General features: G+C 59.2%; 30 protein-coding genes, 2 tRNA genes and 1 pseudogene. 15 read left to right on the plus strand and 18 right to left on the minus strand.

Features of this window, described 5'->3' with window-relative positions:
* Positions 1-90: VOC family protein (locus tag EV130_RS10350; RefSeq protein ID WP_207900878.1), on the minus strand; the 90-nt coding region annotated here is incomplete at its 3' end.
* A 1,039-nt stretch (positions 91-1,129) separates the two neighbouring features.
* The gene (locus EV130_RS10355; protein WP_074060160.1) at positions 1,130-2,095 is read right to left on the minus strand and encodes a LysR family transcriptional regulator; all 966 of its coding nucleotides are present in this window, start codon (positions 2,093-2,095) and stop codon (positions 1,130-1,132) included.
* A 105-nt stretch (positions 2,096-2,200) separates the two neighbouring features.
* On the opposite strand from EV130_RS10355, the gene EV130_RS10360 reads away from it, so the two are divergent.
* Entirely contained in the window at positions 2,201-2,710 is a 510-nt protein-coding gene (locus EV130_RS10360; RefSeq protein WP_074060159.1) for a YybH family protein, read from the plus strand.
* A 351-nt stretch (positions 2,711-3,061) separates the two neighbouring features.
* Here the strand turns inward: EV130_RS10360 and EV130_RS10365 are convergent, their stop codons facing one another.
* Entirely contained in the window at positions 3,062-3,571 is a 510-nt protein-coding gene (locus EV130_RS10365; protein ID WP_132660222.1) for a DEAD/DEAH box helicase family protein, read from the minus strand.
* Between EV130_RS10365 and EV130_RS33285 the strand changes: the two genes are divergently transcribed.
* Positions 3,564-4,082 (plus strand): hypothetical protein, encoded by a 519-nt coding sequence (locus EV130_RS33285; protein ID WP_245520048.1) that lies wholly within the window; start codon positions 3,564-3,566, stop codon positions 4,080-4,082. The two genes, EV130_RS10365 and EV130_RS33285, sit on opposite strands and share 8 nt — an antisense overlap.
* Before the next feature lie 35 nt (positions 4,083-4,117).
* Here EV130_RS33285 and EV130_RS10375 read toward each other — a convergent pair whose 3' ends face one another.
* Entirely contained in the window at positions 4,118-4,528 is a 411-nt protein-coding gene (locus EV130_RS10375; RefSeq protein ID WP_132554086.1) for a winged helix-turn-helix transcriptional regulator, read from the minus strand.
* A 148-nt stretch (positions 4,529-4,676) separates the two neighbouring features.
* On the opposite strand from EV130_RS10375, the gene EV130_RS10380 reads away from it, so the two are divergent.
* The 5 genes from EV130_RS10380 to EV130_RS10400 all read left to right on the plus strand — a co-directional run bounded on the left by EV130_RS10380 (position 4,677) and on the right by EV130_RS10400 (position 9,879).
* Positions 4,677-5,075, plus strand: coding sequence for a DoxX family protein (locus EV130_RS10380; RefSeq protein WP_074060156.1), 399 nt, complete (start codon positions 4,677-4,679; stop codon positions 5,073-5,075).
* A gap of 21 nt (positions 5,076-5,096) precedes the next feature.
* Positions 5,097-5,843 (plus strand): SDR family NAD(P)-dependent oxidoreductase, encoded by a 747-nt coding sequence (locus EV130_RS10385; protein ID WP_132554084.1) that lies wholly within the window; start codon positions 5,097-5,099, stop codon positions 5,841-5,843.
* A gap of 599 nt (positions 5,844-6,442) precedes the next feature.
* Positions 6,443-6,817 (plus strand): c-type cytochrome, encoded by a 375-nt coding sequence (locus EV130_RS10390; protein ID WP_074060154.1) that lies wholly within the window; start codon positions 6,443-6,445, stop codon positions 6,815-6,817.
* 327 nt (positions 6,818-7,144) lie between these two features.
* Positions 7,145-7,618, plus strand: a complete 474-nt coding sequence (locus EV130_RS10395; RefSeq protein WP_132554082.1) for a (2Fe-2S)-binding protein — start codon at positions 7,145-7,147, stop codon at positions 7,616-7,618.
* A 14-nt stretch (positions 7,619-7,632) separates the two neighbouring features.
* Positions 7,633-9,879 carry a xanthine dehydrogenase family protein molybdopterin-binding subunit gene (locus EV130_RS10400; RefSeq protein ID WP_132660224.1) on the plus strand — a complete coding sequence of 749 codons (2,247 nt, stop codon included), beginning with the start codon at positions 7,633-7,635 and terminating at the stop codon, positions 9,877-9,879.
* An 87-nt stretch (positions 9,880-9,966) separates the two neighbouring features.
* Here the strand turns inward: EV130_RS10400 and EV130_RS10405 are convergent, their stop codons facing one another.
* Positions 9,967-10,860: a LysR family transcriptional regulator gene (locus EV130_RS10405; protein ID WP_132660226.1), complete on the minus strand. Its 894-nt coding sequence runs from the start codon at positions 10,858-10,860 to the stop codon at positions 9,967-9,969.
* A 434-nt stretch (positions 10,861-11,294) separates the two neighbouring features.
* On the opposite strand from EV130_RS10405, the pseudogene EV130_RS10415 reads away from it, so the two are divergent.
* From EV130_RS10415 to EV130_RS10435, 5 genes and pseudogenes are all read left to right on the plus strand, one after another.
* Positions 11,295-11,984, plus strand: a pseudogene (locus EV130_RS10415) (RNA polymerase sigma factor).
* Positions 11,985-12,067: 83 nt separating this feature from the next.
* Positions 12,068-12,589 carry a DUF4142 domain-containing protein gene (locus EV130_RS10420; protein ID WP_132554076.1) on the plus strand — a complete coding sequence of 174 codons (522 nt, stop codon included), beginning with the start codon at positions 12,068-12,070 and terminating at the stop codon, positions 12,587-12,589.
* Complete coding sequence (locus EV130_RS10425) at positions 12,586-12,918, plus strand: cupredoxin domain-containing protein (protein ID WP_081377021.1); 333 nt, start codon at positions 12,586-12,588, stop codon at positions 12,916-12,918. Before EV130_RS10420 ends, EV130_RS10425 begins: the two co-directional genes overlap by 4 nt.
* Before the next feature lie 253 nt (positions 12,919-13,171).
* On the plus strand, positions 13,172-13,306 hold the full coding sequence (locus EV130_RS33290; RefSeq protein WP_245520055.1) for a DUF1515 family protein: 135 nt from the start codon (positions 13,172-13,174) through the stop codon (positions 13,304-13,306).
* Positions 13,307-14,011: 705 nt separating this feature from the next.
* Positions 14,012-14,203 carry a hypothetical protein gene (locus EV130_RS10435; RefSeq protein ID WP_074060147.1) on the plus strand — a complete coding sequence of 64 codons (192 nt, stop codon included), beginning with the start codon at positions 14,012-14,014 and terminating at the stop codon, positions 14,201-14,203.
* Between the two features lie 246 nt (positions 14,204-14,449).
* Here EV130_RS10435 and EV130_RS10440 read toward each other — a convergent pair whose 3' ends face one another.
* From EV130_RS10440 to EV130_RS10500, 13 genes are all read right to left on the minus strand, one after another.
* Positions 14,450-15,046: a hypothetical protein gene (locus EV130_RS10440; RefSeq protein ID WP_132660228.1), complete on the minus strand. Its 597-nt coding sequence runs from the start codon at positions 15,044-15,046 to the stop codon at positions 14,450-14,452.
* Positions 15,043-15,333, minus strand: coding sequence for a hypothetical protein (locus EV130_RS10445; protein ID WP_132660230.1), 291 nt, complete (start codon positions 15,331-15,333; stop codon positions 15,043-15,045). Before EV130_RS10445 ends, EV130_RS10440 begins: the two co-directional genes overlap by 4 nt.
* Positions 15,334-15,506: 173 nt before the next feature.
* Complete coding sequence (locus tag EV130_RS34210) at positions 15,507-16,232, minus strand: hypothetical protein (RefSeq protein ID WP_207900875.1); 726 nt, start codon at positions 16,230-16,232, stop codon at positions 15,507-15,509.
* Between the two features lie 357 nt (positions 16,233-16,589).
* Positions 16,590-16,665 (minus strand) — tRNA-Phe (locus EV130_RS10455).
* A gap of 180 nt (positions 16,666-16,845) precedes the next feature.
* On the minus strand, positions 16,846-17,052 hold the full coding sequence (gene yacG, locus EV130_RS10460; protein WP_074060142.1) for a DNA gyrase inhibitor YacG: 207 nt from the start codon (positions 17,050-17,052) through the stop codon (positions 16,846-16,848).
* Between the two features lie 18 nt (positions 17,053-17,070).
* Positions 17,071-17,691: a Maf-like protein gene (locus EV130_RS10465; RefSeq protein ID WP_132554074.1), complete on the minus strand. Its 621-nt coding sequence runs from the start codon at positions 17,689-17,691 to the stop codon at positions 17,071-17,073.
* A 46-nt stretch (positions 17,692-17,737) separates the two neighbouring features.
* Positions 17,738-17,956 carry a translation initiation factor IF-1 gene (gene infA, locus EV130_RS10470; protein WP_003545338.1) on the minus strand — a complete coding sequence of 73 codons (219 nt, stop codon included), beginning with the start codon at positions 17,954-17,956 and terminating at the stop codon, positions 17,738-17,740.
* A gap of 119 nt (positions 17,957-18,075) precedes the next feature.
* Positions 18,076-18,561 (minus strand): arsenate-mycothiol transferase ArsC, encoded by a 486-nt coding sequence (locus tag EV130_RS10475; protein ID WP_420493364.1) that lies wholly within the window; start codon positions 18,559-18,561, stop codon positions 18,076-18,078.
* Complete coding sequence (locus tag EV130_RS10480) at positions 18,558-19,031, minus strand: UPF0262 family protein (RefSeq protein WP_074060139.1); 474 nt, start codon at positions 19,029-19,031, stop codon at positions 18,558-18,560. Before EV130_RS10480 ends, EV130_RS10475 begins: the two co-directional genes overlap by 4 nt.
* 3 nt (positions 19,032-19,034) lie before the next feature.
* Positions 19,035-20,333 (minus strand): histidinol dehydrogenase, encoded by a 1,299-nt coding sequence (hisD, locus tag EV130_RS10485; protein WP_074060138.1) that lies wholly within the window; start codon positions 20,331-20,333, stop codon positions 19,035-19,037.
* A 37-nt stretch (positions 20,334-20,370) separates the two neighbouring features.
* Complete coding sequence (locus EV130_RS10490; RefSeq protein ID WP_074060137.1) at positions 20,371-20,808, minus strand: DUF2948 family protein; 438 nt, start codon at positions 20,806-20,808, stop codon at positions 20,371-20,373.
* A 115-nt stretch (positions 20,809-20,923) separates the two neighbouring features.
* Positions 20,924-22,216, minus strand: a complete 1,293-nt coding sequence (gene murA, locus EV130_RS10495; RefSeq protein ID WP_074060136.1) for a UDP-N-acetylglucosamine 1-carboxyvinyltransferase — start codon at positions 22,214-22,216, stop codon at positions 20,924-20,926.
* Positions 22,217-22,321: 105 nt separating this feature from the next.
* Positions 22,322-22,516, minus strand: a complete 195-nt coding sequence (locus EV130_RS10500; protein ID WP_074060135.1) for a hypothetical protein — start codon at positions 22,514-22,516, stop codon at positions 22,322-22,324.
* Between the two features lie 152 nt (positions 22,517-22,668).
* Between EV130_RS10500 and EV130_RS10505 the strand changes: the two genes are divergently transcribed.
* The 3 genes from EV130_RS10505 (at position 22,669) to EV130_RS10515 (ending at position 24,276) form a co-directional block, all read left to right on the plus strand.
* Positions 22,669-22,743: transfer RNA gene (locus EV130_RS10505), tRNA-Thr, on the plus strand.
* A gap of 514 nt (positions 22,744-23,257) precedes the next feature.
* Positions 23,258-23,569: a hypothetical protein gene (locus EV130_RS10510; protein WP_074060134.1), complete on the plus strand. Its 312-nt coding sequence runs from the start codon at positions 23,258-23,260 to the stop codon at positions 23,567-23,569.
* Positions 23,570-23,937: 368 nt separating this feature from the next.
* Complete coding sequence (locus EV130_RS10515; protein ID WP_074060133.1) at positions 23,938-24,276, plus strand: hypothetical protein; 339 nt, start codon at positions 23,938-23,940, stop codon at positions 24,274-24,276.
* Positions 24,277-24,404 lie beyond the last annotated feature (128 nt).

Consider the following 24,404-nt stretch of genomic DNA (forward strand, 5'->3'; position numbering starts at 1 on the left):
GATCGTGCTGTCTGGGAAGGTGTCGGCATAAAAGCGGGCGGCTTCCTCAGCATCCTTGTTGTACCATAGACAAATAGTGTTCTTAGACATCGCGCGTTCTCCTGATCGTTGTCCCTCAGATCGAGAGCCCGACCTGATGATACGATGACGCACCAGCCGCCCCCGATCCGACATCATGATCAAAGTCGCTGCTCTTTTTTAACGCCTCTCGTCTTGCGGGCCAAATGCCGCCTTGCGCCAAGAGCATGTGTAGGCGGGCAGTCTTCAAAAGGGGCGAGCTCTCATTACTATCTCGGGGTAGCCGAGATGAAGGGCGTTGACGGTGTTTCATGCTGTTTGGACGTGTCGCTTACACGCAGTGGCAATCTGCATCATGATCATGACGGAAAGGTTCGGCTTGATCGATCGGATCCTTCGGACGTGTCGCCTTTACGAATTTGGCGAACCGATCCACCAGAAGGGGCTTGCGAGCTGGCCCCTCACTCGGCCCCTGACCTATGGGCTGAAAGAAGCAGGCTTCGTTGTGTGCAGGGCAATCAGGTTGACGCCGCTCTCCCCAGTCATGGGTAATAACACGGACAAGCACGATGCCCGAGGCATGGCTCATATCCTGCGATCGGGTTGCTACAGTCAGGTCCGGGCGCATGTTTGAACAGTCGATCTGAGACCCAAGGCCCTTCGAAGAGTGGGCGACCTCCAAATCGCTTCAGGTAGTAATCGAACCATGGGCCATCGAGCGACACTGGATGGGCCGCAAATATCGGCTCTCCCCCAAAGGAGGCTACCCACGCGCAAAAGGCCGAGATCGCGAGCGCTGGGGGCTGGGAGCTTTCAGTTGCGGCGGCCCAAGCCTCCGGATGATCGCGCCAAAATGCCATAGTGAAAGGATCGCGCTTCGCGCCATCCAAGCCATCCATTACGGCCTCAAACTCATCAAGGATTTCACCAGCTTCGGAAACGGCGACCGAACCGAAAGACAGCATGAATGCGTGCCGGCCCGTCAATTTCACAATCAGTGACAATGTACAGGTAGGACATGCGTCTCTCGGTGGCTGATGATGCGGTCAGGTTAGCGCATTACCTGTCCCGTGCATATCAATCTGGCCCGGAGGCGGCCATACCAGTCAGGTCAAAGCAGCCCTGGAGAACGGTCAACCTCACAGGCTGACGAAAGCATCCCGAACAGCCAGCTCAGGCCGGCGTCCATCATCGCTGCGCGCGGCGCCACCGCGCTCAGCTTGAAACGCGGCAGTGGCAAAGGAGCGTTGACTGTCGTTAGGCCAAAGCGTGAGGCGAAAATTGTCGCGAAGCGGCGGGGGATTGCGACCAGCATGTCGCTCTCGCCGGCGATGGCGAGCGCGAACATGAAGTTCGGCACCGTGAGGACGGTCCGCCTTCTGTGCCCGTGCTGTTCGAGCACCGTGTCGACGAAGCCGTGTGGATCGCCGCTCAACGAAACCACTATATGGCGCATTTCGACATAGCGGTCGAGCTTCGCGTCCTGCGCGAAGGGATGACCCGCGCGCATGGCAATGACGAAATCCTCTTCGTAGAGGGTAAGGCAATGAAAGCGCGCCGGAATTTCATCGGCGGGGATGACCGCGATATCCATGCCGCGGGACTCCAGATGGGCAAAGGCGTTGCGCCAGGCCCGCGCCGGTGAGCTCTCGCCCTCCTCCGGCAGCAACTGGCGTATGCTGATTTCGATGTGCGGCGCCGATCTTTTCAATCCGGCAAGGAGCGGAGACAGGAAGACGGCGGAAACACCGTCCGGCGCGCCGAGGGTAAAACGGCGGCTCGACGTTGCCGGCTCAAATGGCTCGGCCGTCGTAATCACACTTCGAACCCTGGCAAGTATCTCGGCAATCGGCGCTGCCAGCTCCATTGCGCGGGCCGTCGCCACCACGCCTTTAGGCGTCTTGACGAAAAGCGGATCGTTGAGCATTCGCCGTAGCCGTCCAAGCCCGTGGCTGACCGCTGATGGCGAAATGTTCAACCGGGCGGCAGCGCGGCCGACATGCCTCTCCTCGATGACCGCTTCGAAAAGCACGAGGAGATTGAGGTCCGCGCGCGATAGATCAATTTCATTCAGCATGTTGCTGAAATCATATCATTGGATTCAGCGGCGGCAAACTGGCATCTCCGAAGCACAGAGGCGCCATCGGCGCTTTTCAGAATTCAGATTCGGAAAGGAAATGTCATGTCACCTTCACGACGGTCCCTTCTCACTGCCGGAGCTGGTTCCCTTACCGCACGTGTACGTGACAGCCAGGCGGATGCGGCTGTAGCCGCTCTCGCCCGGATATCGGAGAAGGCCAATGCCGCGTTGATGCGCGGCGATGTCGCCACCTACCGGGCGCTTGTACCGCGTACGCGGGACTTCACGCTGATGTCGCCGTTCGGCGGCACGCCATCGCGGGAGGCTGACATCACCGAAAAAACCTGGGATGACATGAGCCGGTTCTTCCGGAATGGGACGCTGAAACAGGAGATCGTTCAAACCTATGTCGGCACCGACATGATCGTGCTGGCCGTCATCGAGCGCGCTCATGTCGAAGTCGGCGGTCTGCCCGCACAGGATTGGGCGCTGCGCGTGACCCTCGTCTATCGGCGGGCAGGCAGGCAGTGGTTGCTTGCCCATCGCCATGCCGATCCGCTTGGCCATGCCGTTACCTTGCAGCAATCGGCGGCGCTTGCGCGCGGCGTGTAGGGATGCGGCTCCGGAGTGGCCTGGCCGCAACGCATCCCGATGACCGCTCTGCGCCTCTCATCCTCCAAGGAAAACCTACGCCGAGATCTGACGGCGGTCATTGGGTATCGCACGGATTTTTCCTGTTCGCTATCCGTCAGGATCGGATCACCACATTGGAGGCAGCTTCGGACGATTGCGGTCTAGCGCCTCGGCAGCTTCGCGCCTCAAGACGGTCGTCAAGGCACCGGGTTTGTCGTTCTGAAAGCTGCCGGTCGGCTACGAAAGCGACAATGCCGCACGTTCCGGCGGCCAGCGTCTTTCCCGCAATAATCGAGTGCTTCCCATCCCATTCACAATACTTTCAGGGCCTCAGGGGAGTTGAGCGAGGATATCGTCGACGACACTCGGGACGGTAGCGGCCGTGTCGATATTGATGCCTACGGGAAGATATTCCCGAGTGTGATGGTAGCGGATTACCAGCGCCCGCTCGGGCGGCTCGTAGCCCGGCTCATTCGGCCGCCCATCTAATCGTCGGTTCAACGTCTCAACGTCGATGTCGAGCACGAAAACCTTATCGAACAGGTCGAGGAATTTGTGGAAATTGCGCGAACCGCCACAAAAGAACGTGGCAGGATGGGTGGTGTCGGCAGCAATAGCTCGGACCTTGTCGACAGGCCAGATCCAGTGCGCGTATCCCCAAGCGATGCGGTCTGCGCCTTCGGGTGGTCCTGCGAGCGCCTGGCCTGTCTCGGGGTCGCCGACATAGGCCAAAACGCGGTCACCATGGACGACATGGTAGCCCCGCCGCTCCAGTTCGGTAGCGACAGACGTTTTTCCAGTGCCGGAACCGCCTTCGATCAGATAGTTCTTGATGCCCATGGGCCCCTTTTATCACAGCCTTCAATCCGGTGAGAAGACACTCTACCTGGGTGTGCTCAGCCAACGAGCTCACCTGATCAAGGTTAGCATTCGGTACATTTCGATTAAGGGTGAATGTCTGGCGGGAACGCGCCCTACAAGCATTGTTCGAGATTCGACCCCGGGTCTCGAAGTGGCCATTGGCTGCAATGGTATCGAAGACTGGGGAAGCAGCTTTGCCCCGAACGCAGGCTGCGAAGCGGCTTCGATTGATCAGCCATCATTATGTGGTTTCGTGGATATTTGTGGCCATCTGCAAGGCGTCCCGCATGGCTTCACGTCCGATAACCTAGAAGAAACGCCGGCGCTGGATGATTTGAGTGCTGCCGTTACGTCCTCTGACCAGCGGTATCTCGACTACCTTCGCACGGAGGCCGCGGCCCTCACCTTCACCGATAGCGACAAGGGCTATATGACCCGCGAGGAAATGTTGACCCATGTTGTCTTGAGGCCGATCTGTCGCAAATGTTAGGAAATGTGCGATAGCTCGGCTGGAATTCGCCAACCTCATTTGGATTGTCTCGAGGCTTTCACGGCCGATAAATCCTTCTGCTTTCGACCGCGCATGCTGGGCCTTGCCGGAATAGTGCTGCCATACTCCCCCCACCACGCCGCCAAGGCCTCCATGGTCGGGCCGAGGCCACGCGCCTTTTCCGTCATCTCGTATTCGACACGAGGCGGGACTTCCGCGAACACCGTGCGCAGGAGAAGTCCGTCCGCTTCCAGCTCCCGAAGCTGCGCCGATAGCATGTGCTGTGTAATTCCAGGAATCGCCTTGCGGAGTTCCCCGAAACGATGAATCCGCTGGTGGAGCAGCCACATAATCTCCAGCTTCCACTTCCCCGAGAGCATCGCGAAGGCGCGGCGCATCTCGTCCTGCATGCTGAAGTCGTGTCCCTCGTTGGTATGCTTTTTCATACTGACTGTCTCTAATTCATCCTACTTGCGCCATTTCATCTTAACGTTCAAGTTCCCTACAAGCTGCTCCAAGCGGACGCAACGCGCCTTCCGGAAGCACAGTATCAACGCTCGATTTCGCCGGCACCTCCGGCGAGAGGGATGTCCTATGTCTATGACCTACACTTATTGGATCAGCACCGTGCTTCTGTCAGCGCTGTACCTGTCCTCAGCAGCCCTTTACCTGACCAGAAGGGAATTCGTGGCGAAGGCCCAGGCCGATCTGGGCTATCACGTCGCGCACCTTGTCCCATTCATGATCATCGTGAAGATACTTGGGCCGCTTGCGATCCTGACCCGCGTCGGTGTGCCGTTGAGCGATCTCGCCTATGCAGGCATTTTCTACCACTTGATCCTCTCTGGCTTGGCCCATCTCGGCGTGCGTAGCATCAAGGGTGCCATGCCCGCTGCCATCGGCCTCATCTTGGTGGCCACATCCTTCGCGACACAGAACTACGCTCGCGATCTCCCGTCGTCGTACGCGCTTCAAGCTACGGCGCACCAATAAACCTGAAGAATGGAGACTGTCATGAAACGATTGGAAGGCAAAGTTGCGGTTGTCACCGGGGCCGGCCGCGGGATCGGCCGTGCGACTGCCAAGCTCTTTGCCGCCGAAGGCGCCAAAGTGGCCGTGCTGTCGCTCACGCCTGCGAATATCGAAGCTGTCGTGGCGGACATAGAAGCCGCGGGTGGGACCGCGCTGGGTATTGCCACCGATGTCAGTGATGCCGAGGCGATCAAGGCCGCCATCGAGACGGTTGTCGTGACCTGGGGCGGCATCGATATTCTGGTGAACAACGCCTTCGACCCCTCCGCAGTGCAATCATCCGTTCTCGACTTGTCGGTCGAGCAACTCCAGCGCAATTTCGATACAGGCCCGATCGCTTTCTTACGCACGATGCAGGCCGCGTATCCTCATCTCAAAGCCAGCGGCGAGGGTCGCGTCATCAACCTCGGCTCCATGGCTGGCGTTACCGGCTTGGTGCCATACGCGCCCTACAACATGGCGAAGGAGGCCGTCCGTGCCCTAACGCGCGTCGCAGCGCGTGAGTGGGGTGCCGACAAGATCACGGTCAACAACGTTCTGCCAGTTGCTGACACCTGGGGCGCGGCTGCCGCCAACATTCCGGCGCCGGCCAACGCGCTTGCTAGATACGGCTCGCCGCAAGACGACATTGCTCCCGTGGTGTTGTTCCTTGCGAGCAAGGATGCGCAGTTCATCACGGGGTACAGTCTTACCCCTGACGGCGGAATGATCATCGACGCGGGACGCTGAGAAAGCGGAAAAGCTTGGCGCTCTTGCGTGAGGAGCAGTCTCTTCAAAGTCGGCGGGGCCTCCAGAACCCCGCCAGCTTCTCCTCTCAAAACACGGGCACGGCTCACAATCTAAGCGGCAGCTTCGCGCCACAACGGTCACGGCTTGATCGCGCAACCTGCTCACTCACTCCGCCTTGATGCCTTCTTCGCAACTTCGGCACTAGGAATCAGATTGCGAAGTGCGGCGGCGGTTAGAGCCCGTTGTGGAGCCGTAGGCCCGATTTGATCAAGGTCGGAATTGAGAGGCTCGGCCGCAGCTTGCCAGATGCGTGCAACGGGCTGGCGGGGTTGCTCTGAGTTTTTCGAGTTCTGAATGCGGTTTTCCTCGCGCATTTAGAAATCCCGTTTCTAGGCTCATGCAAATATTAGCTCCTAACCCTCGGTCAGTTCGCGAGTTATCGTCATCCGTGAACGTCAACGATATCGACGCCAATATTGGCGCATCGGTGGATCGTATGGCCTCGTGCACGAGCAACGCCGGCAGCAACGATGCGGAAGTGCGGAAGCCCGCCGTCCATTCGGGGCCTTTGACAGCCTGCTCAACTGGGAAGAACACGCATGACTAAATTGATGGTTTCTGTAGCCGGCTATTCTCTGGTCCTTCTGTCAACAACAGTCTCCGCCGCTGCAGAGGGAGACGCAGCCCTGGGGCAGAAAGCGTTTCAGCGCTGTTCCGCCTGTCATTCGACCACCGACCTGAAGAAGGTGGGACCTGGCCTCGGCGGCATAGTTGGGCGTACCGCAGGCACTGTGGAGGGCGTTCGCTATTCGGCGGCCATGAAGGCATCTGGACTGGTGTGGGACGAGGGGACATTGGATCGATTCCTCGCAGCGCCTCGCGATGTCGTGCCGAAGACCACGATGACTGTGAGCGTGCCCAAGCCTGAGGATCGGCAGAATATCATCGCCTACCTGAAGTCCCTGTCCCAGTAGGGGCGAACGGCCGGCCAGGCATGGCATTGGTTGACCGGAATCTCGCCGTGCGGGTGACGCGCCCCGATGGTGATTGTCCGTACGTTCGCCTCGCATTCAGAAGCCGCATTTCTAACCACATGCAGTTTGCGCAATCTAATCCGCTGCCGCGGGCCGGGGTATCTTCGCCCCGAGGACCGTACATTTGACCAGGACACCATGTTCATCTCTGAGGCTCGCTTCGGCAATTGCTGCCCACGCTTTCCTTGGTGACGACTGGTTCCACCGACCACGAGACAAGCCTCCGGCGGAGTAGAGCCGTAGAAACCACAGGAGCATCGACCAGCCATGATTACACTCAATATCAACGGCAGCCAGCACGAGGTCGATGCCGACCCGGAGATGCCCATCCTTTGGGTCCTTCGCGACACGCTCGGCATGACCGGCACCAAATTCGGTTGCGGCGCAGCGCTCTGCGGCGCATGCACGGTGCATCTCGACGGTGAGGCGGTCCGCTCCTGCAGCACACCCCTTTCCGCGGCCGAGGGGGCGAATATCACCACCATCGAAAAGGTGTCCGACGGCACGGACCGCGTTGGTGCCGCCGTCCACGCGGCTTGGGTGAAGAACGACGTGGCCCAATGCGGCTACTGTCAGAGCGGTCAGATCATGAGCGCCACGGCGTTCCTCTCGTCCCTGCCAAAGGGCAAGCAGCCGACGGCTGACGAGATCGACGCTGCAATGGAAGGCAATATCTGCCGTTGCGGAACTTACGTCCGTATCCGCGCAGCCATAGCCGAAGCTGCCAGCACTCTCGTCTAAAGGAGACGCTCCGTATGTTGCCGAACCCGAACATGGACTACAGCCAACTGCCGCATGCCCTGCAGCACCTGCTGGAAAGAGGACGCGCCACGATTGTCCCGGCGTTGCCGCGCCGGAGCTTCCTCAAGATGACCGGAGCCCTCGGTTTGGCCGTCGGCGTTTTCCCCCATCTGGCGGCCGCGCAGTCCACAGACCCCGCTGAAGCCGGTTTGAAGCCTACCGAGCAACCCTCTGCATTCGTTCAGATCGCACCGAATGGCGAAGTGACGGTCACGATCAATCGATTGGAGTTCGGCCAGGGCGTGCAGACAGCGTTGCCGATGATACTGGCCGAAGAGCTCGATGCCGACTGGAGCTTGGTGCGCAGCCAGCTCGGCACCAATGACGCCGCCTACGTCGATCCGCTCTTCGGCATGCATCTCACCGGCGGCTCGAACACGATCAAGAACAGCTTTACGCAGTATCGCGAACTCGGTGCCCGCGTCCGCGCCATGCTCCTTGCTGCTGCCGCGGCCCGCTGGAACGTGGAGGCTGCCACACTGCGGACCGAGACGGGCTCGGTGCTCGCCTCCGATGGCCGCAAGCTCGGTTACGGAGAGCTCGCCGAGGCAGCCATGTCCCTGCCGGTGCCCCAAAAGATTGCTCTCAAAGATCCAAAGGATTTCCGCATTATCGGCAAGCCAACTCAGCGTCTCGACGCGAAAGCCAAGAGCAGCGGCCAGCAAAGTTTTGGCATCGATTTCAAGCTGCCGGGACAATTGACGGCGGTTGTCGCTCGCCCACCGGTGTTCGGCGCGAAGATCGCCTCCCTGGATGACAGTGCAGCACGTTCGATAAAGGGCGTGAGAGCTGTCTTGCGTATTCCGTTGGACCGTGGTGCAGAGGGCGTGACCGTTATCGCCGACGGATACTGGCAGGCCAGCCAGGGTCGTGATGCACTGAAGGTAGAATGGGACACATCGGTCGTTGAGAAGGTCGATAGCGAAAAGCAGCTTGCCCAGTTTCGCGAAATGGCCACCAAACCCGGCCCCCTCCATTTCGACGCGGATATGGCACCGCTGGAGACAGCACCGCTCACCTTGGATGCCGAGTTCGTATTCCCGTACCTCGCTCATGCGGCAATGGAGCCGCTGAACTGTACGGTGCGGCTTTCCGACAATCGTGCCGAAATATGGATGGGAAGCCAAAGTGCCGGGCTCGATGCAGGTGTTGCCGCGAACGTGCTCGACCTCAAGCCGGATCAGGTCGTGGTAAACGTGCTGACATCCGGTGGGGGCTTTGGCCGACGCTTCTCGAGCAGCAGCGACACGGCGATGGAAGCCTGTCAGATAGCCAAGGCCGCCAGAGCGGCAGGGATCGACGCACCGGTGCGCATGCTCTGGAGCCGCGAGGACGATATGAAGGGTGGCTACTATCGCCCAACGCACCTTCATCGTGCGCGCATCGGATTTGACAAGCAGGGCAACGTGCTCGCCTGGGATCATACCATCGTCGGCCAGTCCATATTGACGGGAACGGTGTTCGAGCAATTCCAGGTGAAGAACGGCATCGATGCCGCCACGACCGAGGGGATGCGCAACCCTTACCCTCTTCCCATGCGTCTGACCGTACATCATCCCGTTGCCAACGTGCCCGTTCTCTGGTGGCGCAGCGTTGGCTCCACCCATACGGCTTTCGTGATGGAGACCTTGCTTGACGATATAGCGCGAGCCACCGACCAGGACCCGGTCGCTTACCGCATGAACATGTTTGGCGAGGAGCACGTTCGTCATCGCGATGCGCTTCAGCTCGCCGTGGACAAAAGCGGCTACGGAACCAAGACCTTGGCGGAAGGCAGGGCCCGGGGCGTGGCCGTGCATGAATCCTTTTCGTCCGTGGTGGCCTACGTGGTGGAAGCCTCCGTCGTCGATGGACAGCCGAAGCTGCATCGGGTTACCGCCGGAGTTCACTGCAATCTGGCTATCAACCCCCGGTCAGTGGAAGCACAGGTGCAGGGGGCGGCCATCATGGGCCTTTCAGCCTGCCTTGCGGGCTCTGAAATCACGCTCAAGGATGGTGTTGTGGAGCAAAGCAACTTCAGCGAATACACGGTGGCAAGGATCACTGACGTGCCGGAGTTCGACGTCCACATTGTACCAAGCGCCGAAGCCCCGACAGGCATGGGCGAACCGGGCCTGCCGCCTTTGGCCCCGGCATTCGCCAATGCCATCTCGCGCCTGACAGGCAAGCCGGTGCGGCAGATGCCTTTTAGTCTTGCCTAGACCAACACATGATGAGCTGATCTGGTCCCCCGCGCCGCAAAGCGAACAGCGCGCGCACGGGACCAGACGCATCGCACCACGCCTGCCTTAGGCTTTAAAACGAAGCGCTTCGACGAACAGAGCAAACGCTGCCGTATGCTGACGTCTGCTCGGATAGTAGAGGTGATAGCCAGGGAACGGCGGGCACCATTCTTCCAGGACTCGAATCAGTCGGCCGTCTGCGATATGTTTCGAGACCTGATCTTCGAAAGTGTAGGCAAGCGCGAGCCCGTCCAAGGCGGCGGCTTCCAGCATGAGACCATCATTCAGAATGAGTGGTCCATTCATTCTGACTTGGAGTTCTTCTCCGTCGCGATCGAACTCCCAAGCGTACAATCCGCCTCCGGTCATCTGTCGGTAGCTGACACCCCGGTGTTCCCCGAGTTCGCGCGGCGTTTGCGGGATGTTATGATTGGCGAAGTAGGATGGCGACCCGACGACGGCCATGCGCAGGTCCGGACCGATCCTGACGGCCACCATGTCTTTCTGGACCTGCTCGCCAACGCGGATGCCCGCGTCGAACCGGTCAGCCACAATATCGGTGAGGCCCTCATCGAGGATGATTTCCATTTCGATATCCGGATATTCCGCCAGGAACTTGGTGACGACGGGCCAGAGCACGCTTGTGGCGGCATATCGAAACGTCGTGACGCGGATCCTACCCGCCGGCTTATCCCGAAGTGCGGTGACGGCTGCGATCTCGCTTTCGATGTGATCGAACGCTGGACGGAGGTTTCGCAGCATGCGTTGCCCGGCATCCGTCAGCGATAGACTTCGGGTGGTGCGGGAGATCAGCCGCACCCCCAGCTTCTGCTCCAGCATTCTGACCGAGTAGCTGACAGCGGATTGGGAAAGCCCGAGCTTGGCAGCGGCGCGCGTGAAACTGCCAGCCTCGGCAACGGCAATAAAGGCTGCAAGTTCGCTGAAATCACCATGACGCATTTATCAATTCCATTTCTGACTTCATGCAGATTGTAGCGCCTAATCAATGTTTGTCATCAACTCCACGGGGCTCATGGCATCTTGATCCAGAAATTCTTCTCGCCTCCAATCAACGTGACGACGCATGGGGCGTCACGTTCGAAAACCGGATACGGTTCCGCTCGCCGTGGTCCGCGAAGTAAACCGGGTGATCGCAGCGCATGCGGAGCGACCGTTCCTTTTCTGGGCTATCGGGTTTCGACCGCCTGCATGCTTGAGGTGTCTGAAGATGCGGCCCAAGGCATTGATCCCAGCGCCAGGGTTGCTCCAGCTATGGCCGCCCCCACCACAAAACCGCCTCCGATGTTTGGCAGGACGATCGTGCGGCCGCAGACTCTCGGTAGGGAACCTTCCGGCGAAATAGGCATCAAATGAATCCCGAAAGGAGCAAACCGATGCCAGCTTTACAGAATGTTTCTCTTCCTGCCGTCGCCGAAGAGGAAGCACGCCTCGTTCGCCGTGCGGCCGGCGGCGAGGTGGAAGCCATCCGGCAGATCATCAGGGCCAACAACCAGCGCCTCTACCGGCTCGTGCGCGCGGTGGTGCGCAGTAATTCGGATGCCGAAGATGTGTTGCAGGAGGCTTATCTGCGCGCGTTCGCCAGCCTCGACACTTTTCAAGGAGATTCCTTGCTGTCGACCTGGCTGTCACGCATTGCGCTCAATTCAGCCTTGATGAGGCTTCGGGCACAGAAGCGGTTGAAACGCGCCGCCAGCGAGATCGGGCGATCGGAAGCGGAGATCGTCCAGTTTCCGCTTGCCTCTCCGGCCGCCGATCCGGAGCGCGTCACTGCACAGTGACAGCTTCTTCACCTCGTCGAGGAGGCGACCGATGCGCTTCCTGAAACCTTTCGCCTTGTCTTCGTCGCCCGCGCCATCGAGGGCCTGAGCGTCGAGGAGACAGCCGCGCTGCTGGAGATACCCGCGGCAACGGTGAAGACGCGGCTCCACCGCGCTCGCAAGCTCATCCGCACCCAACTCGAGGCAAAAATCGGACCCGTGCTCATCGACGCCTTCCCCTTTGCCGGCGCGCGCTGCGACCGGTTGACGGGCGCCGTTGTCGCGAGACTTGGATTACCACAATAACGGGAACCTCCGCGGCGGGCCGGCATCTAATGCTGCGTCAACCGTAACAGGCGCCGGCCAACCGCGGCGCCAAGGAGACTCCGATGAAAACCCTGATTGCCGCGCTCGGCGCAGCCTGCCTCGCCCTCACCGCCCCTCTTGCGACAGCGGCCGACAAGCCGACTGATCCGCAGATCGCCCATATCGCCTACAGTGCCGGCGTCATCGACGTGAAAGCCGCCAAGCTCGCCCTCTCGAAGACGACGAATCCGGACGTTAAATCCTTCGCCGAGTCGATGCAGAAGGACCACGAGACCGTCAACGAGATGGCACTGGCACTCGTTAAGAAGCTGAACGTGACACCGGAGGATAACGCCACCAGCCAGACGCTTGCCAAAGTGGCTGAGGGGAAGCGCGCCGAACTCAGCAAGCTCGATGGCGGCGCCTTCGACAGGGCCTATATCGAGAGCGAAGTTGCCTACCATAAGCAGGTCAATGGCGCGCTCGAAACCCTGCTCATCCCCTCGACACAGAATGCTGAACTGAAAAGTCTGCTGGAAACCGGACTGAAACTTTTCCAGGGCCATCAGCAGCATGCCGAGCATGTCGCCGCAGGCCTGAAATGACGGCTGGCCTTCTCAACCGCCGGCAGCTTCTCGTGACGGGCGCCGCGGTGCTCACGGGCAGCGCGCTTGCCCGCGCCCACAACGGCACGGTCCATGTCGTGATCGAGAAACTTGCCTTCCTGCCCGCCGACATCGAGGTCAATGCCGGCGAGATCATCGAATGGATCAATAAGGATCCCTTCGCCCACACTGCTACCGTCGAGGGCGGCTGGGAGGTCCTTATCCCGCCCGGTAAAGTGGCAAGCCATCTCGTCGCTGCAAGTGACACTGTCGACTACTACTGCCGATTTCATCCGAATATGAAGGGGCGAATAAAAATCGTACAATGAATCGAGGCCGTTGGGGCCGATAGCTATCCTGCGGTCTGATGCCACCAGCGGCGGACCACTCAGGACCGCCCCTCAAATTGGTCAATGAGGTCGCCCCGATCGCGGTGAAACGCCTAAAGCAGCATGAAACATTCTTTCTCCAGCCAATCGAACCAGCGACACGCGGATTTTCAAACTACCACTGTGCATGCCGAGCGGCTTACCCCCCGCTGGAGCAGAGCCTTCCAATGGTCTTTTGGGAGGGCACGCGTTGATGCGTCTGGTCAGGCGCGGTCTCCGTGCGGGCTATGGCCAAATTAGACAAGCGGATTATGACGTCAAGCGTTGGAAGTTGATAGGGATTGGGGCGCTTGCCGTCATCGGAATCGGCTCAATGGCGATGGGCTGACCATTGCGGATGCTATGGAAGGATCGAGGCGATCATTTGGGGCGCTAGGAATGGCGCTCCGCGCAGCCGTGCAACGGTTTTTGCACATTACAGGAGGCTGCGTCGCGCGATCCGGGCGAGGCTGGTGCTATCAAGAGGCATTGAAGACTTGATCCGACTGCCGTTCAGTGCAGCGCTAGGGGACCGTTAAGATCAACCAAAAGAAGTATGAAGGAAACCTAGAAGCAACCAAGAGTGAACTAAAGGGGATAGTTTATTAGTCTCTGCTAACTGACATAATGTCACAAAATGGCGAATCAGCTAGAATGCGGCTTTAATGTCGGCTGAAGCTCAAGATAGGCGCGGCGATGAGATACGAAATTGAACGGGAAAACAACGGAACCTACCGTATCATAGATCATCGAAGAAGCGATCAGGTCGCGGTCTGGGAGGACGCAGTTCAAGTTCGCTTATCGATTGGCCTTGCAAGTGCCATGGCTGGATATATGAACGCGAAGGACCGGCACGACACGGCTTACGGTCCCAAATCCTGAACGCGCTTCGGCTCCCATAGGCAAGCTCTCACTGACATAGTGTCAAAAATGACGCGGCGATTGGCTGGCGATTGCCCGCTAGATGTTCCGTCGGCGTCATTCTGGCGCGTTCATTAGGTGCAGCTGACCATCTATCTTAGCGCCATGGGAGGGAAGGCCAAGGGGTTAAGGAATGACAGACATAGCCGACACTCAAAGGGCAAGCGCTGGCGTAACGCTCCGGGCGGATTGGATCGGCGTCCTATCCATTCTATTCGTCGTGGCATTCATCGGCCTAGCGATCGCTGGATATGGCAAGAGCGAGCCGGGTGACGGTAACGCGCTCCTATCGGTCGCACCGAAGGCGCACATAATGGCTCCCTAATATGGATTGGGAATTGCCAATTGAGAGGCTGATAGGGCTGGCTTGGCTTACCCTATGTGGCACTTGCATATTCATAGCGGCAAAGAAGCACGCTCAAGGCCATACGCTTGAGATGTGGGGAATGATCTTTGTCGCGCTCGTCATGGCTATTATGTTCGCCGAAGTGATCGGTCGGAATTAGCACACCGGTCAGCGATACACACTTTTTGCGCCGTGACGTCTGCCCGTTGCGGTGGGTGTTAGGGTTTAGTACTGCTCATCCATGTATAAGAATTTTGTCGCCATATCGCTAGGGTAATGCGGAGGAGCATGCTTGGGAAGGCAAAGCGGAAGACGACTTCCGGGCGAAGGAACGGAGGCCGACCCCGGCGATTTCGCCAACAAACCCAATGAGCGGCAGGCAGGGACAGCGATCCTCCGCCCGCTATGACTGTGAATAGGACCTAAAGCACCAAGGAGAGAGCGTTTTTTAAGGCCGAGAATGATAAGGGCCTTCGCCTCATCCAGAGACATTCCTGCATACGGTGCAGTTGTCTTGTTTTGCCGAAAATGTTGCGCTTGGTTTCTGATTCTTTCGGCTTGGCTTCTCTGAATACCGTATTTTGCCAAGCCGGAGACCTTGCCCAGCGCTTCATATGCTTTGTAGAGGTCATGCCAATTATCGAGCTTTGCCCTGTGTCCCACGCCAACATCGATGACTGGCATGGAACTAAAATGCTCAATCGCGTCGATCACCGATCGCGGAGCTGTTGATGCTTTTGCCAAAGCCGCCTGAACAGCAGAAGGAGATTCCTGGTCGGGATAAGTCTCTATGAACGGCAGTCGCTTACCGCGATGCATCATGAAATCTCGCCCTCGTCATTGCGCTCCTGGACGAATTCACCAATTGTGAGTGGCTCAATGCCTTGAAAGTGCATGTCCATGAAGGCGCTCAGCAGACGTACGAACGGGATAGCAATTTGGAGCACCTGACCTGCATCAATGCACCCGTCGAATTCTTTTGAATGCAGGATATACTTTTGTTCACCGTTGCAGTTGACGGTTTCGATGTAGGGGTCATGGGGCGGATAAAGGACTTGGCACCACGCGCTTGCGGCGAAACCCTGGAGCTCAATTGCAAAAGTCGACACGAATCTCTCCTGACCGAATAACTCTGCCCTTCCGACCATAGCGGCAGGTCACCGAAAAGGCATATAGGAGCGCAGGAACGCAAGGGGGCGGGTGAAACTTGAGAGGCAGCGTGATCACGGGACCCGCGCCCCCCTCACGCGCGGAATTTTTTTGCCCAGGAAAAACAGCGGCTCTAACGCTTATCTGCGCCGTCCCTCGTCGGCCAATCATGATCAAGGATTTTCTCGTTTGCCATGTCCTGCAATACCTTTGGGTAGATGGACAGAGTGGCAATGGCCCAGATGGTCAGAGAAAATCCGGCGTTAAGGCCGAACCCGTACAGACCGCCCGTAACGACGCCACTGCTCGCAGCTGACAGGAGCAAAGCCTTTGTTGAACCCTTCATCTCAAACCCCCTCCATTGAGAATTCGAATGATAAAGACGGCCCCCCTTGAAGTCGAATAGCGATATCGGATTACAACTTTCCAGCGGGGGAAGCGGCCGAGAGGAAAATGCGCTGTAGCCTGGGCCTCTGGCCGAAAAGCGATTATTTTTCCACTGTGATGAGAAAATCAACACGATCAAAAGGCCGACCGGCGCGTGAGCCCTCCACAATGGCGCGGCGCTTCGTCGAAGCGATGGCCCGCTCTGGCGTATCCGGCACACAAGCCAATAGCCTTGGTCACCGAGGACGCGGTGAGCGCGGCGCAACTCATCGGCGGCATTCATCTGCCGCTCGGCGATCGGACCGCGGGCCTTGCCTCCGTCGACATGCTCCCGGCCGTAATCAATGGCGGAGGCGCCTTTCCCTCCCATGGCTTCCCACAACGCGCGGAACTTGCTGGCGGCGGCGACTTGCGCGGCATCGATCTTATTGCGGGAGGCGAGCATGGTGATCGCGCTTTCCCGGATGTTCACGACCGCCGGGATGTGCTTCGGGTTGGTCGCATCACCGGCATGGGCGCGGCTAAAGAAGGGATTGTCAACGGTGACGGCTCGCAGGGTGCGGTGCGGATCGGCTCGGGCTTTCTTTTGGAGGGCGCGGGCATGTCGCGGAGAATGCCAGAAAGCCTATTGCCGGAAAAGAGAGGTAACGGTTGGGTTTAGGTGAGTTTATATGTCGCGCGCATGTCGCATGCATGTCGCGTGGAGCTGCCGGGAGCGTATGACAATCGTTGAAAATAAAGGGAAATTTATTGCAACATATGCAACATGAAATCAGCGACCAAGGGGAACAGGGAGGCCGATAAAGCACTGTTTTCTTTAGATTATTAATGGTGCCCAGAGCCGGAATCGAACCAGCGACACGCGGATTTTCAATCCGCTGCTCTACCAACTGAGCTATCTGGGCATCCATGCTTCGCAGAACATTCTTCTGTGCAAGAAGTGCAGGGCCTTGGTTCGCCCCGGAAGCGAGCGGGGTTATAGCATCTTGTCCGGCCATGGCAAGCATCAAATGGCAGTTTTTTGCCAGCCGGGGATATTTTGCGGATTCACAAGCAAATTGAAGGGGTTCGCTGTGGATCTCGCACTACTCTTCGTCGTCGTAGTCCGCCTTCTTCTCGTCTTCGGCAACCGGAATGGCATAGGCGCCGTTCAGCCAGCGGGAGAGGTCGGCCTCGCGACAGCGGTTCGAACAGAAAGGGTAGTGGTCGCGGTGGGAGGGCTTGCCGCATTCCGGACAAGGGCGCGTCTTGCGCAGCGGTGCGACCTTGGCGTTGCTTTTCTCTTCGGGCATGGTGATCCTCCTCCGGGCTCAGCCCTCAGGCCACCGGCTATGCACGTCGAAGCCTTCGCCGGTCAGCAGCAGGATTGTTTCATAAAGCGGCAGGCCGACGACATTGGTGTAGGAGCCCACCATCTTCTGCACGAAGCTGCCGGCCAGCCCCTGGATGCCATAGGCACCCGCCTTGCCGCGCCACTGGCCAGAAGCGAGATAGTTCTCGATCTCGAAACCGGAAAGGCGTTTGAACCGCACCTTCGTCTCGGAAATCTTCTGGCGGATCTTGCGGTCGGGCGTTACCAGGCAGACGCCGGTATAGACCCAGTGGCTGCGGCCGGAAAGCAGATGCAGCGAGGCGGAAGCCTCGTCGGCGAATTCGGCCTTGCCGAGAATGCGGCGGCCGACGGCAACGACAGTGTCGGCAGCAAGGATATAGCTGCCCTTCCAGGCCATGTCGCCCTTGATCGCGGCTAATGCCGCTTCGGCCTTTTCCGTCGACAGGCGCCGGGCGAGCGAACGCGGATGCTCTGATTTTCTCGGCGTCTCGTCGATATCCATCGGCATCAGGCGCGAGGGCTCGATGCCTGCCTGGTTGAGCAGGTCCACACGGCGCGGCGAGCCGGAAGCCAGAATGAGCTTGTATGTGAGCGCCATGGACCCTCGACCGGAAACGGAAGCCCTTGAGGCTTCCGGGCCAAACCTATTTGAAACGATAGGTGATGCGGCCCTTCGTGAGATCGTAAGGCGTCATTTCCACAAGGACCTTGTCGCCGGCGAGAACGCGGATGCGGTTCTTGCGCATGCGGCCTGCCGTGTGGGCGATGATTTCGTGCTCGTTTTCGAGCTTCACGCGAAAGGTCGCGTTCGGCAGAAGTTCGGTCACAATACCCGGGAATTCGAGGACTTCTTCTTTAGGCATATAAAGGTTTTCTTCCTGTCGGTTGAGATGGCGGCGTGGGCCGCCCCAAAATTTTCGCGGAAACTACACAATCAGGGGTCATTTGTGAACCTTGTTGATCGGGCTTTCTTCCTTTTGTTTCATGCCGATTGCGCCGCAATGCCATTTCTCCTGACGAGCCGGGTTTCGATGAGCATCTCAAGGTGATCACGCACCTCACGGTAGGCGTCCAGAATCTGCTCGCGGGTACCGGTTGTAACCGTCGGATCCATGGTCGGCCAATAGATTACGTCGACGGCGCTCGACCGCGTCAGTTCCAGTGCGGCGTGATGGGCCTGCGGAGAGAGCGTGATGATGAGATCGAAATAATCATCCTCGAGTTCGTCAAGCGTCTGTGGCTGGCGACGCCCGAGCGACAGGCCGATTTCATCAAGCACGACGTCGACAAAGGGATCGCGCTCGCCGGCGCGAACGCCTGCCGAACGTATATAGGTATTCCTGGGCAGGATGCTACGGGCGATCGCTTCGGCTATCGGCGAGCGGATGGCGTTAAGTCCGCACATGAAGAGAATCGCACCAGGCGCCTTTCCTTCTGCCGTGGTCGGGGCCGGCGCCATCGCCGTCATCCGCGCCAGTAGAGCACGCAGACGAGCGTGAAGATGCGGCGAGCCGTGTCGAAATCGACCTCTATCTTGCCGGCAAGCCTGTCCTTCAATGTCTGCGACCCCTCGTTGTGGATGCCGCGCCGGCCCATGTCGATCGCCTCGATGCGGCTCGGCGAGGCAGAACGGATCGCCTCGTAATAGCTTTCGCAGATCATGAAATAGTCCTTCACGAGGCGGCGGAAGGGGGTCAGCGACAGGATATGGGTCGCAACATCAAGTCCCTCTTCTGTAGCGATCGCAAAGACGAGCTTGGAATCGACCAGAGAAATCTTCAGCCGGTAGGGCCCGCCGCTGTGGCCGACTGGCTCGAAGCTGTTTTCTTCGATGAGATCGAAGATCGCGACGGCGCGCTCGTGCTCGACATCGGGCGTCGAACGGCCGATCGTATCGTCAAGGACGATATCTGAGAGCCGGAAGTCGCCCTTCGCCATGCCTCACCTTTCGAGATTGAGACGGATCGCCACCGATCGCGCATGGGCGTCGAGGCCCTCGCAGACCGCGAGTGCGATCGCTGCCGGACCGAGATCGCGAAGTTGCTGTGGACCGAGCCGGAGGATCGATGTGCGCTTGACGAAGTCGAGGACGGAAAGGCCGGAGGAGAAGCGGGCAGAGCGCGCAGTCGGCAGCACATGGTTCGAGCCACCGACATAATCGCCGATCACTTCCGGCGTATGGGCGCCGATGAAGATCGCGCCGGCATTGCGGATCCCGTCGAGCAGTGCGTCCGGATCGGCAACCACAAGCTCCAGATGCTCTGCGGCGATGCGGTTAGCAAGCGGTATCGCATCCTTCAGGTCCTTCACCAGGATGACAGCACCGAAATCCCGCCAGCTGCGGGCGGCGGTTTCCGCACGGTTCAAAGTCTTCAGCTGCCGCTCGACCGCGACTTCGACGGCCTTGCCGAGTTCGGCGTCATCGGTGACCAGGATCGCCTGGGCGCTTGCATCATGTTCGGCCTGGGCCAGAAGGTCGGCGGCGATCCAGTCGGGGTTGTTATCCCTGTCTGCGATCACCAGCACTTCAGACGGGCCGGCGATCATATCGATGCCGACCGTGCCGAAGACCTGGCGTTTGGCGGCGGCAACATAGGCATTGCCCGGGCCGGTGATCTTTGCGACCGGTGCGATCGTCTCCGTGCCGTAAGCAAGCGCAGCAATAGCCTGCGCACCGCTGATACGGTAGATCTCTGAAACACCGGCAAGCTTGGCTGCAGCAAGTACGGCCGGATTGACCGCACCGCCCGTTGCCGGCACTGCAATGACGATGCGCTCGACGCCTGCGACCTTTGCCGGCACCGCATTCATCAGCACCGAGCTCGGATAGCTTGCCGTGCCGCCCGGCACGTAGAGGCCGACCGCCTCGATCGCCGTCCAGCGCGAGCCGAGCCCGACGCCCATGGCGTCCTCGTAGATATCGTCCTTTGGCAGCTGGCGGCGATGGTGGGATTCGATGCGGACGGCTGCAACCTTCAGCGCGCCGAGTACTTCGGAAGGCACTGCCTTTACCGCGGCATCGATTTCCGCTTCGCTCACGCGCATCGGCACGTCGGCAAAATCGATGCCGTCGAACTTCTTGCAATATTCGGCAAGCGCCGCGTCGCCGCGGGCGCGCACGTCGTCGATGATCGCCCGCACGGCCGCGTTCACGTCTTCCGAAGCTTCACGCTTGGTTGTCAAAAACGCGGCAAAGCGCTGCTCGAAATCGTCCGATGCCTGATCCAGCCATATCGCCAACGCAGATGTTCCTTCTCAATTCGACACGGGGAAGTCTTTACGCACCCGGGTGACGGGGCTTGGAGGCGGTTTCCCATGCCCCACCAATATCGGCAAGCTGCACTTCAATGCATTCGACGTCGAGGACGATCTCGGCCGCCCCGGCAAGCGTCAGCTCGATCGTGCCATCCGGGCCCTCGCCCTTCTGTTCGAAACCGACCGACAGCAGGGACAGTACATCGTCCCGCCGCTTGCGGTCGATCCCGGTGGAGCGGACTGCCAGGACGCGCTTGAAGATCAGCGCTGCCCGGTGGCGCTCGAAACCCTTGCGCTTGTTCAGGGCATCTTCCCAGACAAAGCGGTTGGCGGCTATCGAAAACTGCCCGTCCCGTGGCGACCAGGCCATGTCCCCGACCTTGAAGACGCTGTCCTGCATATGTGCGGAGACCACGGCAAGGTCTTCACTATCGAGCGCAAGAAGCTTCAAATCGGTCATGCAGGCAAAACCCCCGGCTGTCGCTCACCGCCGGAATGGCGATGCGTTTGACAAGGGAAATAGGATGCCGCGGCTAAATGCGCAACCGGAATAAAGGGCGCAAAGCCGCCCTTCCCTACTCGCTGACGCGCTCGACGATCGCACCACAGCGGGTGAGCTTTTCTTCCAGCCTCTCGAAGCCGCGATCGAGGTGATAGACGCGCGACACCACGGTCTCGCCTTCGGCGGCAAGACCGGCGATCACCAGCGAAACGGAAGCACGCAGGTCCGTTGCCATCACCGGAGCGCCCTTCAGCCGCGGCACGCCCTCAATCTTCGCCGTCTGGCCGGAAAGCGAGATTTTCGCGCCGAGGCGGGCAAGCTCCTGCACATGCATGAAGCGGTTTTCGAAGATGGTTTCCGTCACATGCGAAATGCCGGAGGAGCGCGTCATCAGCGCCATGAACTGCGCCTGCAGGTCCGTCGGAAAGCCGGGGAACGGATCGGTCACGACATCGACCGGCCTGATGCCGGCACCATTGCGCCTGACGCGCACGCCGTTGTTGGTCGGCGAGATTTCCGCCCCGGCACGGCGAAGCGTCTCGAATGCGGTTTCGAGCAGAGCTGCATCGGTGTTTTCCAGAACCACGTCGCCACCGGTCATCGCGACGGCCATGGCATAGGTGCCAGTCTCGATACGATCCGGCAGGACACGGTGGCGCGCGCCCGAAAGCGACTGCACGCCTTCGATGGTGATCGTCGAGGTGCCGTGGCCGGAAATCTTCGCGCCCATGGCGTTCAGGCAGTTGGCGAGGTCAGCGACTTCCGGTTCGCGGGCGGCATTGCCGATGACCGTGGTGCCGCGCGCGAGCGTTGCCGCCATCATCATTACATGGGTCGCACCGACGGAAACTTTCGGGAAAGTGTAGCGCGTGCCGATCAGACCTCCGTTCGGTGCCGTCGCGTTGATGTAGCCGCCGTCGATTTCAAGGTTTGCCCCGAGCGCTGCAAGTCCTTCGAGAAACAGATCCACCGGACGGGTGCCGATGGCGCAGCCGCCCGGCAAAGAAACGCGGCAATGGCCTTCGCGCGCCAGCAGCGGTCCGATGACCCAGAAGGAAGCGCGCATCTTGGAGACCAGCTCATAGGGCGCGGTCGTATCGACGATGGTGCGGCAGGTGAAATGGATCGTGCGTGCGTAGGAGTCTTCCTGGCGCTCGCGGCGGCCGTTGACGGCAACGTCGACACCATGATTGCCGAGGATGCGCATCAAAAGCTCGACATCTGCAAGATGAGGGACGTTTTCAAGCGTCAAGGTGTCGCTGGTCAAAAGCGAGGCGATCATCAGCGGCAAGGCAGCATTCTTGGCGCCGGAAATCGGAATGATGCCATTGAGCTCATTACCGCCGACAATTCTGATACGATCCATATGGGTTTACGGGCTGTGCCCGCCTTTCTGAAAGTTCTGCCTTTAAAAGGGATGGGGGTCTTTAGACGAATTCAGGGCATGCTTCAATTCGCCGTGAACCGAACATTACGATTCGTCCATTTTTGCGGCAGGAAGCCCACTTGTCTCGTCCGCCTGGCCGGAGCGGCGCGCCCGTGTCTGCTGCTTGCGGCGCGCGAGATTTTCGCGAAGCTTTTCGGCAGCGCGTTCGCGGCGCAGTTTCGCTTGCTCTTCGATCACCGCCTTGCGGCCCTTTGCAGCATTTTCCAACTTGTCGTCCATGCTTGACATTTAGCGGATTCCGCGCCGCGCAAAAAGGGCCCTGGCCTTAATACATGCGAAGTTGGAATTTGCGGCTTGCGCTTGTCGAGAAGCTGTGGCAATAGGCCCCCCGTTCACGCATTGCAGCCGTCCGGCTCATGCGTCCTGGTCCTGCTGCCGTAGCTCAGTGGTAGAGCACACCCTTGGTAAGGGTGAGGTCGGTGGTTCAATCCCACTCGGCAGCACCAGATTTCCCCAAAGAAATAAGGCTTTTCGGAATAGGGGTGATAGGAGCAAGGTCGGGACCTTCGCCTTTCTTGTTGCTTATGGATCTCGAGATACCCAATTTAGGGATAGGCAATGGGAAGCCGAGGCTGAAGCCGCTCGTCGCGCTGCAACGAACTCTACCCACATCGCCCGATCATGCAGATCGGCGACACGTTCATGGAACACCTCTATCGGATGGTCAGATCGCAAAGGTGGAGGCGATGACGCCTGAGGGCTGCTTTTCTTGAACAGAGGCTGGTGGGCGGCTTGCTCCCCTGTCAAATCGGCCCCTCCTTTGAATCCAGACGGTCCCTCTCGCTGTTGACCACGGATGTACTAGCAGCGGTGACGACGAGAGGTCGGGTTGCCCGGCCTTTTGTTTGTTAGCCGGTCGATCTCGGCGACCAGCCGCCCTACTCCCTTTGAACAGATTTGATTTCCGCGTGTATTCTGCCACTCTGCAGCTCTGGAGAGTGTTCTGACCACGGGGGAACCATGAATCTTTCTAAGGGCGCGAAATTAGTTTGCTTCTTTGCCTCTTTGACGCTGCTTTCGGTCAACGAAGCATTCGCGCGTGGCCGTCTTCACATAAGGGTCCCTGATTGGATGGAGCCTTACATGGCCATGTTTCTGGTTTTCACGTTTTTCGGCTGGCTGGGACTGCTGGTGACAAAGCCGCGCGGAGTGCCTGTCAATCAGCTTTCTCGGATCAAAACTTCTCCCCTCGTAAACTTCCTTCGCGTATTCACTTTGACCATGTTTATGATGTTCATGGTTATGCTGTTTGCAGGCATGGTACTTGAATAAGTACAATTGAACGCAGATGACCCCAGACGCGCGCTAGGCGTTGGCCGGCACCCCCCGCGAACACCGGAAAACAGCCGGATGGAGCGAGCGAGCATGTGGGCCGGAATATGGGCCATTCGAACCGCTTCGGCGTAACCGTCGAGCAGGGGGCCTGCGCGAACAACCCCTTGCGAGCGGCCGGCCTCATAAACCCCTCGTCGAATAGAGCTCTGAAGGCGGCGTCGGCGCTGGGGATCAAACTCAGTTGGCGTCGTTTGCTATTCCCCTGCGATAGAGTGACGCCTGGCCATTGGCCCTGCTCAACTCCTTGTGATCGAACCATCTCCTGCGGACTGCGGTTCTTTCAACAGAAAATGGAGGATGCTCTCATGTTTATTCGCTTCATCGCGAGTTCGATCGTCGTGGTGGCGGTCGCGACCAGTGCTTTCGCACAAACAACCGGCAGCCAGGGAGGGTCCGGCGGCGGCACGACCATTGCCCCCAATCTGAACAGTACCGGCGCAGGCACGACCCGCACGGATCCCGGCATCACCAACAGCACCGTCAATCCCGGTACCGTCGATCTAAACAGGAGCGGCAGCACGATCAACCCAAGCGGCATCAATCCTGCGATCCCGTCATCGCCTGCTTGCACGAATGCCACTGGGCAGCAGGATGACGCGGCAAGCGGAACCTCCGGGCTCGGCTGCCCGCCGCTTCCTCGATAGGATCGTGAGACGCCAATCTGGCTTCATGCGCGCCATTGGAAAAGTGGCCGCCTTACAAGCTTGACCTGCCCGGCGGCATCGTTTTTGCCAGAAATCCAATCCTCCGTCGCGTCTGACGCGAGCAAACC

Origin of the sequence: Rhizobium azibense, from assembly GCF_004342325.1 — a bacterium.
Classification (GTDB): domain Bacteria; phylum Pseudomonadota; class Alphaproteobacteria; order Rhizobiales; family Rhizobiaceae; genus Rhizobium; species Rhizobium etli_B.

What these genes read in the sequence shown, in the direction of transcription:
- yacG (WP_074060142.1), bottom strand. Translation starts at nt 17,052, where the DNA reads ATGCCCGAAGAGAAAAGCAACGCCAAGGTCGCACCGCTGCGCAAGACG.
- EV130_RS10390 (WP_074060154.1), top strand. Translation starts at nt 6,443, where the DNA reads ATGACTAAATTGATGGTTTCTGTAGCCGGCTATTCTCTGGTCCTTCTG.
- EV130_RS10500 (WP_074060135.1), bottom strand. Translation starts at nt 22,516, where the DNA reads ATGGACGACAAGTTGGAAAATGCTGCAAAGGGCCGCAAGGCGGTGATC.
- EV130_RS10405 (WP_132660226.1), bottom strand. Translation starts at nt 10,860, where the DNA reads ATGCGTCATGGTGATTTCAGCGAACTTGCAGCCTTTATTGCCGTTGCC.
- EV130_RS33285 (WP_245520048.1), top strand. Translation starts at nt 3,564, where the DNA reads ATGCCCATGGGCCCCTTTTATCACAGCCTTCAATCCGGTGAGAAGACA.
- EV130_RS10395 (WP_132554082.1), top strand. Translation starts at nt 7,145, where the DNA reads ATGATTACACTCAATATCAACGGCAGCCAGCACGAGGTCGATGCCGAC.
- EV130_RS10380 (WP_074060156.1), top strand. Translation starts at nt 4,677, where the DNA reads ATGTCTATGACCTACACTTATTGGATCAGCACCGTGCTTCTGTCAGCG.
- EV130_RS10435 (WP_074060147.1), top strand. Translation starts at nt 14,012, where the DNA reads ATGACAGACATAGCCGACACTCAAAGGGCAAGCGCTGGCGTAACGCTC.
- EV130_RS10425 (WP_081377021.1), top strand. Translation starts at nt 12,586, where the DNA reads ATGACGGCTGGCCTTCTCAACCGCCGGCAGCTTCTCGTGACGGGCGCC.
- EV130_RS10420 (WP_132554076.1), top strand. Translation starts at nt 12,068, where the DNA reads ATGAAAACCCTGATTGCCGCGCTCGGCGCAGCCTGCCTCGCCCTCACC.
- EV130_RS10475 (WP_420493364.1), bottom strand. Translation starts at nt 18,561, where the DNA reads ATGACGGCGATGGCGCCGGCCCCGACCACGGCAGAAGGAAAGGCGCCT.
- EV130_RS10385 (WP_132554084.1), top strand. Translation starts at nt 5,097, where the DNA reads ATGAAACGATTGGAAGGCAAAGTTGCGGTTGTCACCGGGGCCGGCCGC.
- EV130_RS10375 (WP_132554086.1), bottom strand. Translation starts at nt 4,528, where the DNA reads ATGAAAAAGCATACCAACGAGGGACACGACTTCAGCATGCAGGACGAG.
- EV130_RS10355 (WP_074060160.1), bottom strand. Translation starts at nt 2,095, where the DNA reads ATGCTGAATGAAATTGATCTATCGCGCGCGGACCTCAATCTCCTCGTG.
- EV130_RS10465 (WP_132554074.1), bottom strand. Translation starts at nt 17,691, where the DNA reads ATGGCGCTCACATACAAGCTCATTCTGGCTTCCGGCTCGCCGCGCCGT.
- murA (WP_074060136.1), bottom strand. Translation starts at nt 22,216, where the DNA reads ATGGATCGTATCAGAATTGTCGGCGGTAATGAGCTCAATGGCATCATT.
- EV130_RS10490 (WP_074060137.1), bottom strand. Translation starts at nt 20,808, where the DNA reads ATGACCGATTTGAAGCTTCTTGCGCTCGATAGTGAAGACCTTGCCGTG.
- EV130_RS10400 (WP_132660224.1), top strand. Translation starts at nt 7,633, where the DNA reads ATGTTGCCGAACCCGAACATGGACTACAGCCAACTGCCGCATGCCCTG.
- EV130_RS10515 (WP_074060133.1), top strand. Translation starts at nt 23,938, where the DNA reads ATGTTTATTCGCTTCATCGCGAGTTCGATCGTCGTGGTGGCGGTCGCG.
- EV130_RS33290 (WP_245520055.1), top strand. Translation starts at nt 13,172, where the DNA reads ATGCGTCTGGTCAGGCGCGGTCTCCGTGCGGGCTATGGCCAAATTAGA.
- EV130_RS10365 (WP_132660222.1), bottom strand. Translation starts at nt 3,571, where the DNA reads ATGGGCATCAAGAACTATCTGATCGAAGGCGGTTCCGGCACTGGAAAA.
- EV130_RS10440 (WP_132660228.1), bottom strand. Translation starts at nt 15,046, where the DNA reads ATGATGCATCGCGGTAAGCGACTGCCGTTCATAGAGACTTATCCCGAC.
- EV130_RS10480 (WP_074060139.1), bottom strand. Translation starts at nt 19,031, where the DNA reads ATGGCGAAGGGCGACTTCCGGCTCTCAGATATCGTCCTTGACGATACG.
- infA (WP_003545338.1), bottom strand. Translation starts at nt 17,956, where the DNA reads ATGCCTAAAGAAGAAGTCCTCGAATTCCCGGGTATTGTGACCGAACTT.
- EV130_RS10360 (WP_074060159.1), top strand. Translation starts at nt 2,201, where the DNA reads ATGTCACCTTCACGACGGTCCCTTCTCACTGCCGGAGCTGGTTCCCTT.
- EV130_RS10510 (WP_074060134.1), top strand. Translation starts at nt 23,258, where the DNA reads ATGAATCTTTCTAAGGGCGCGAAATTAGTTTGCTTCTTTGCCTCTTTG.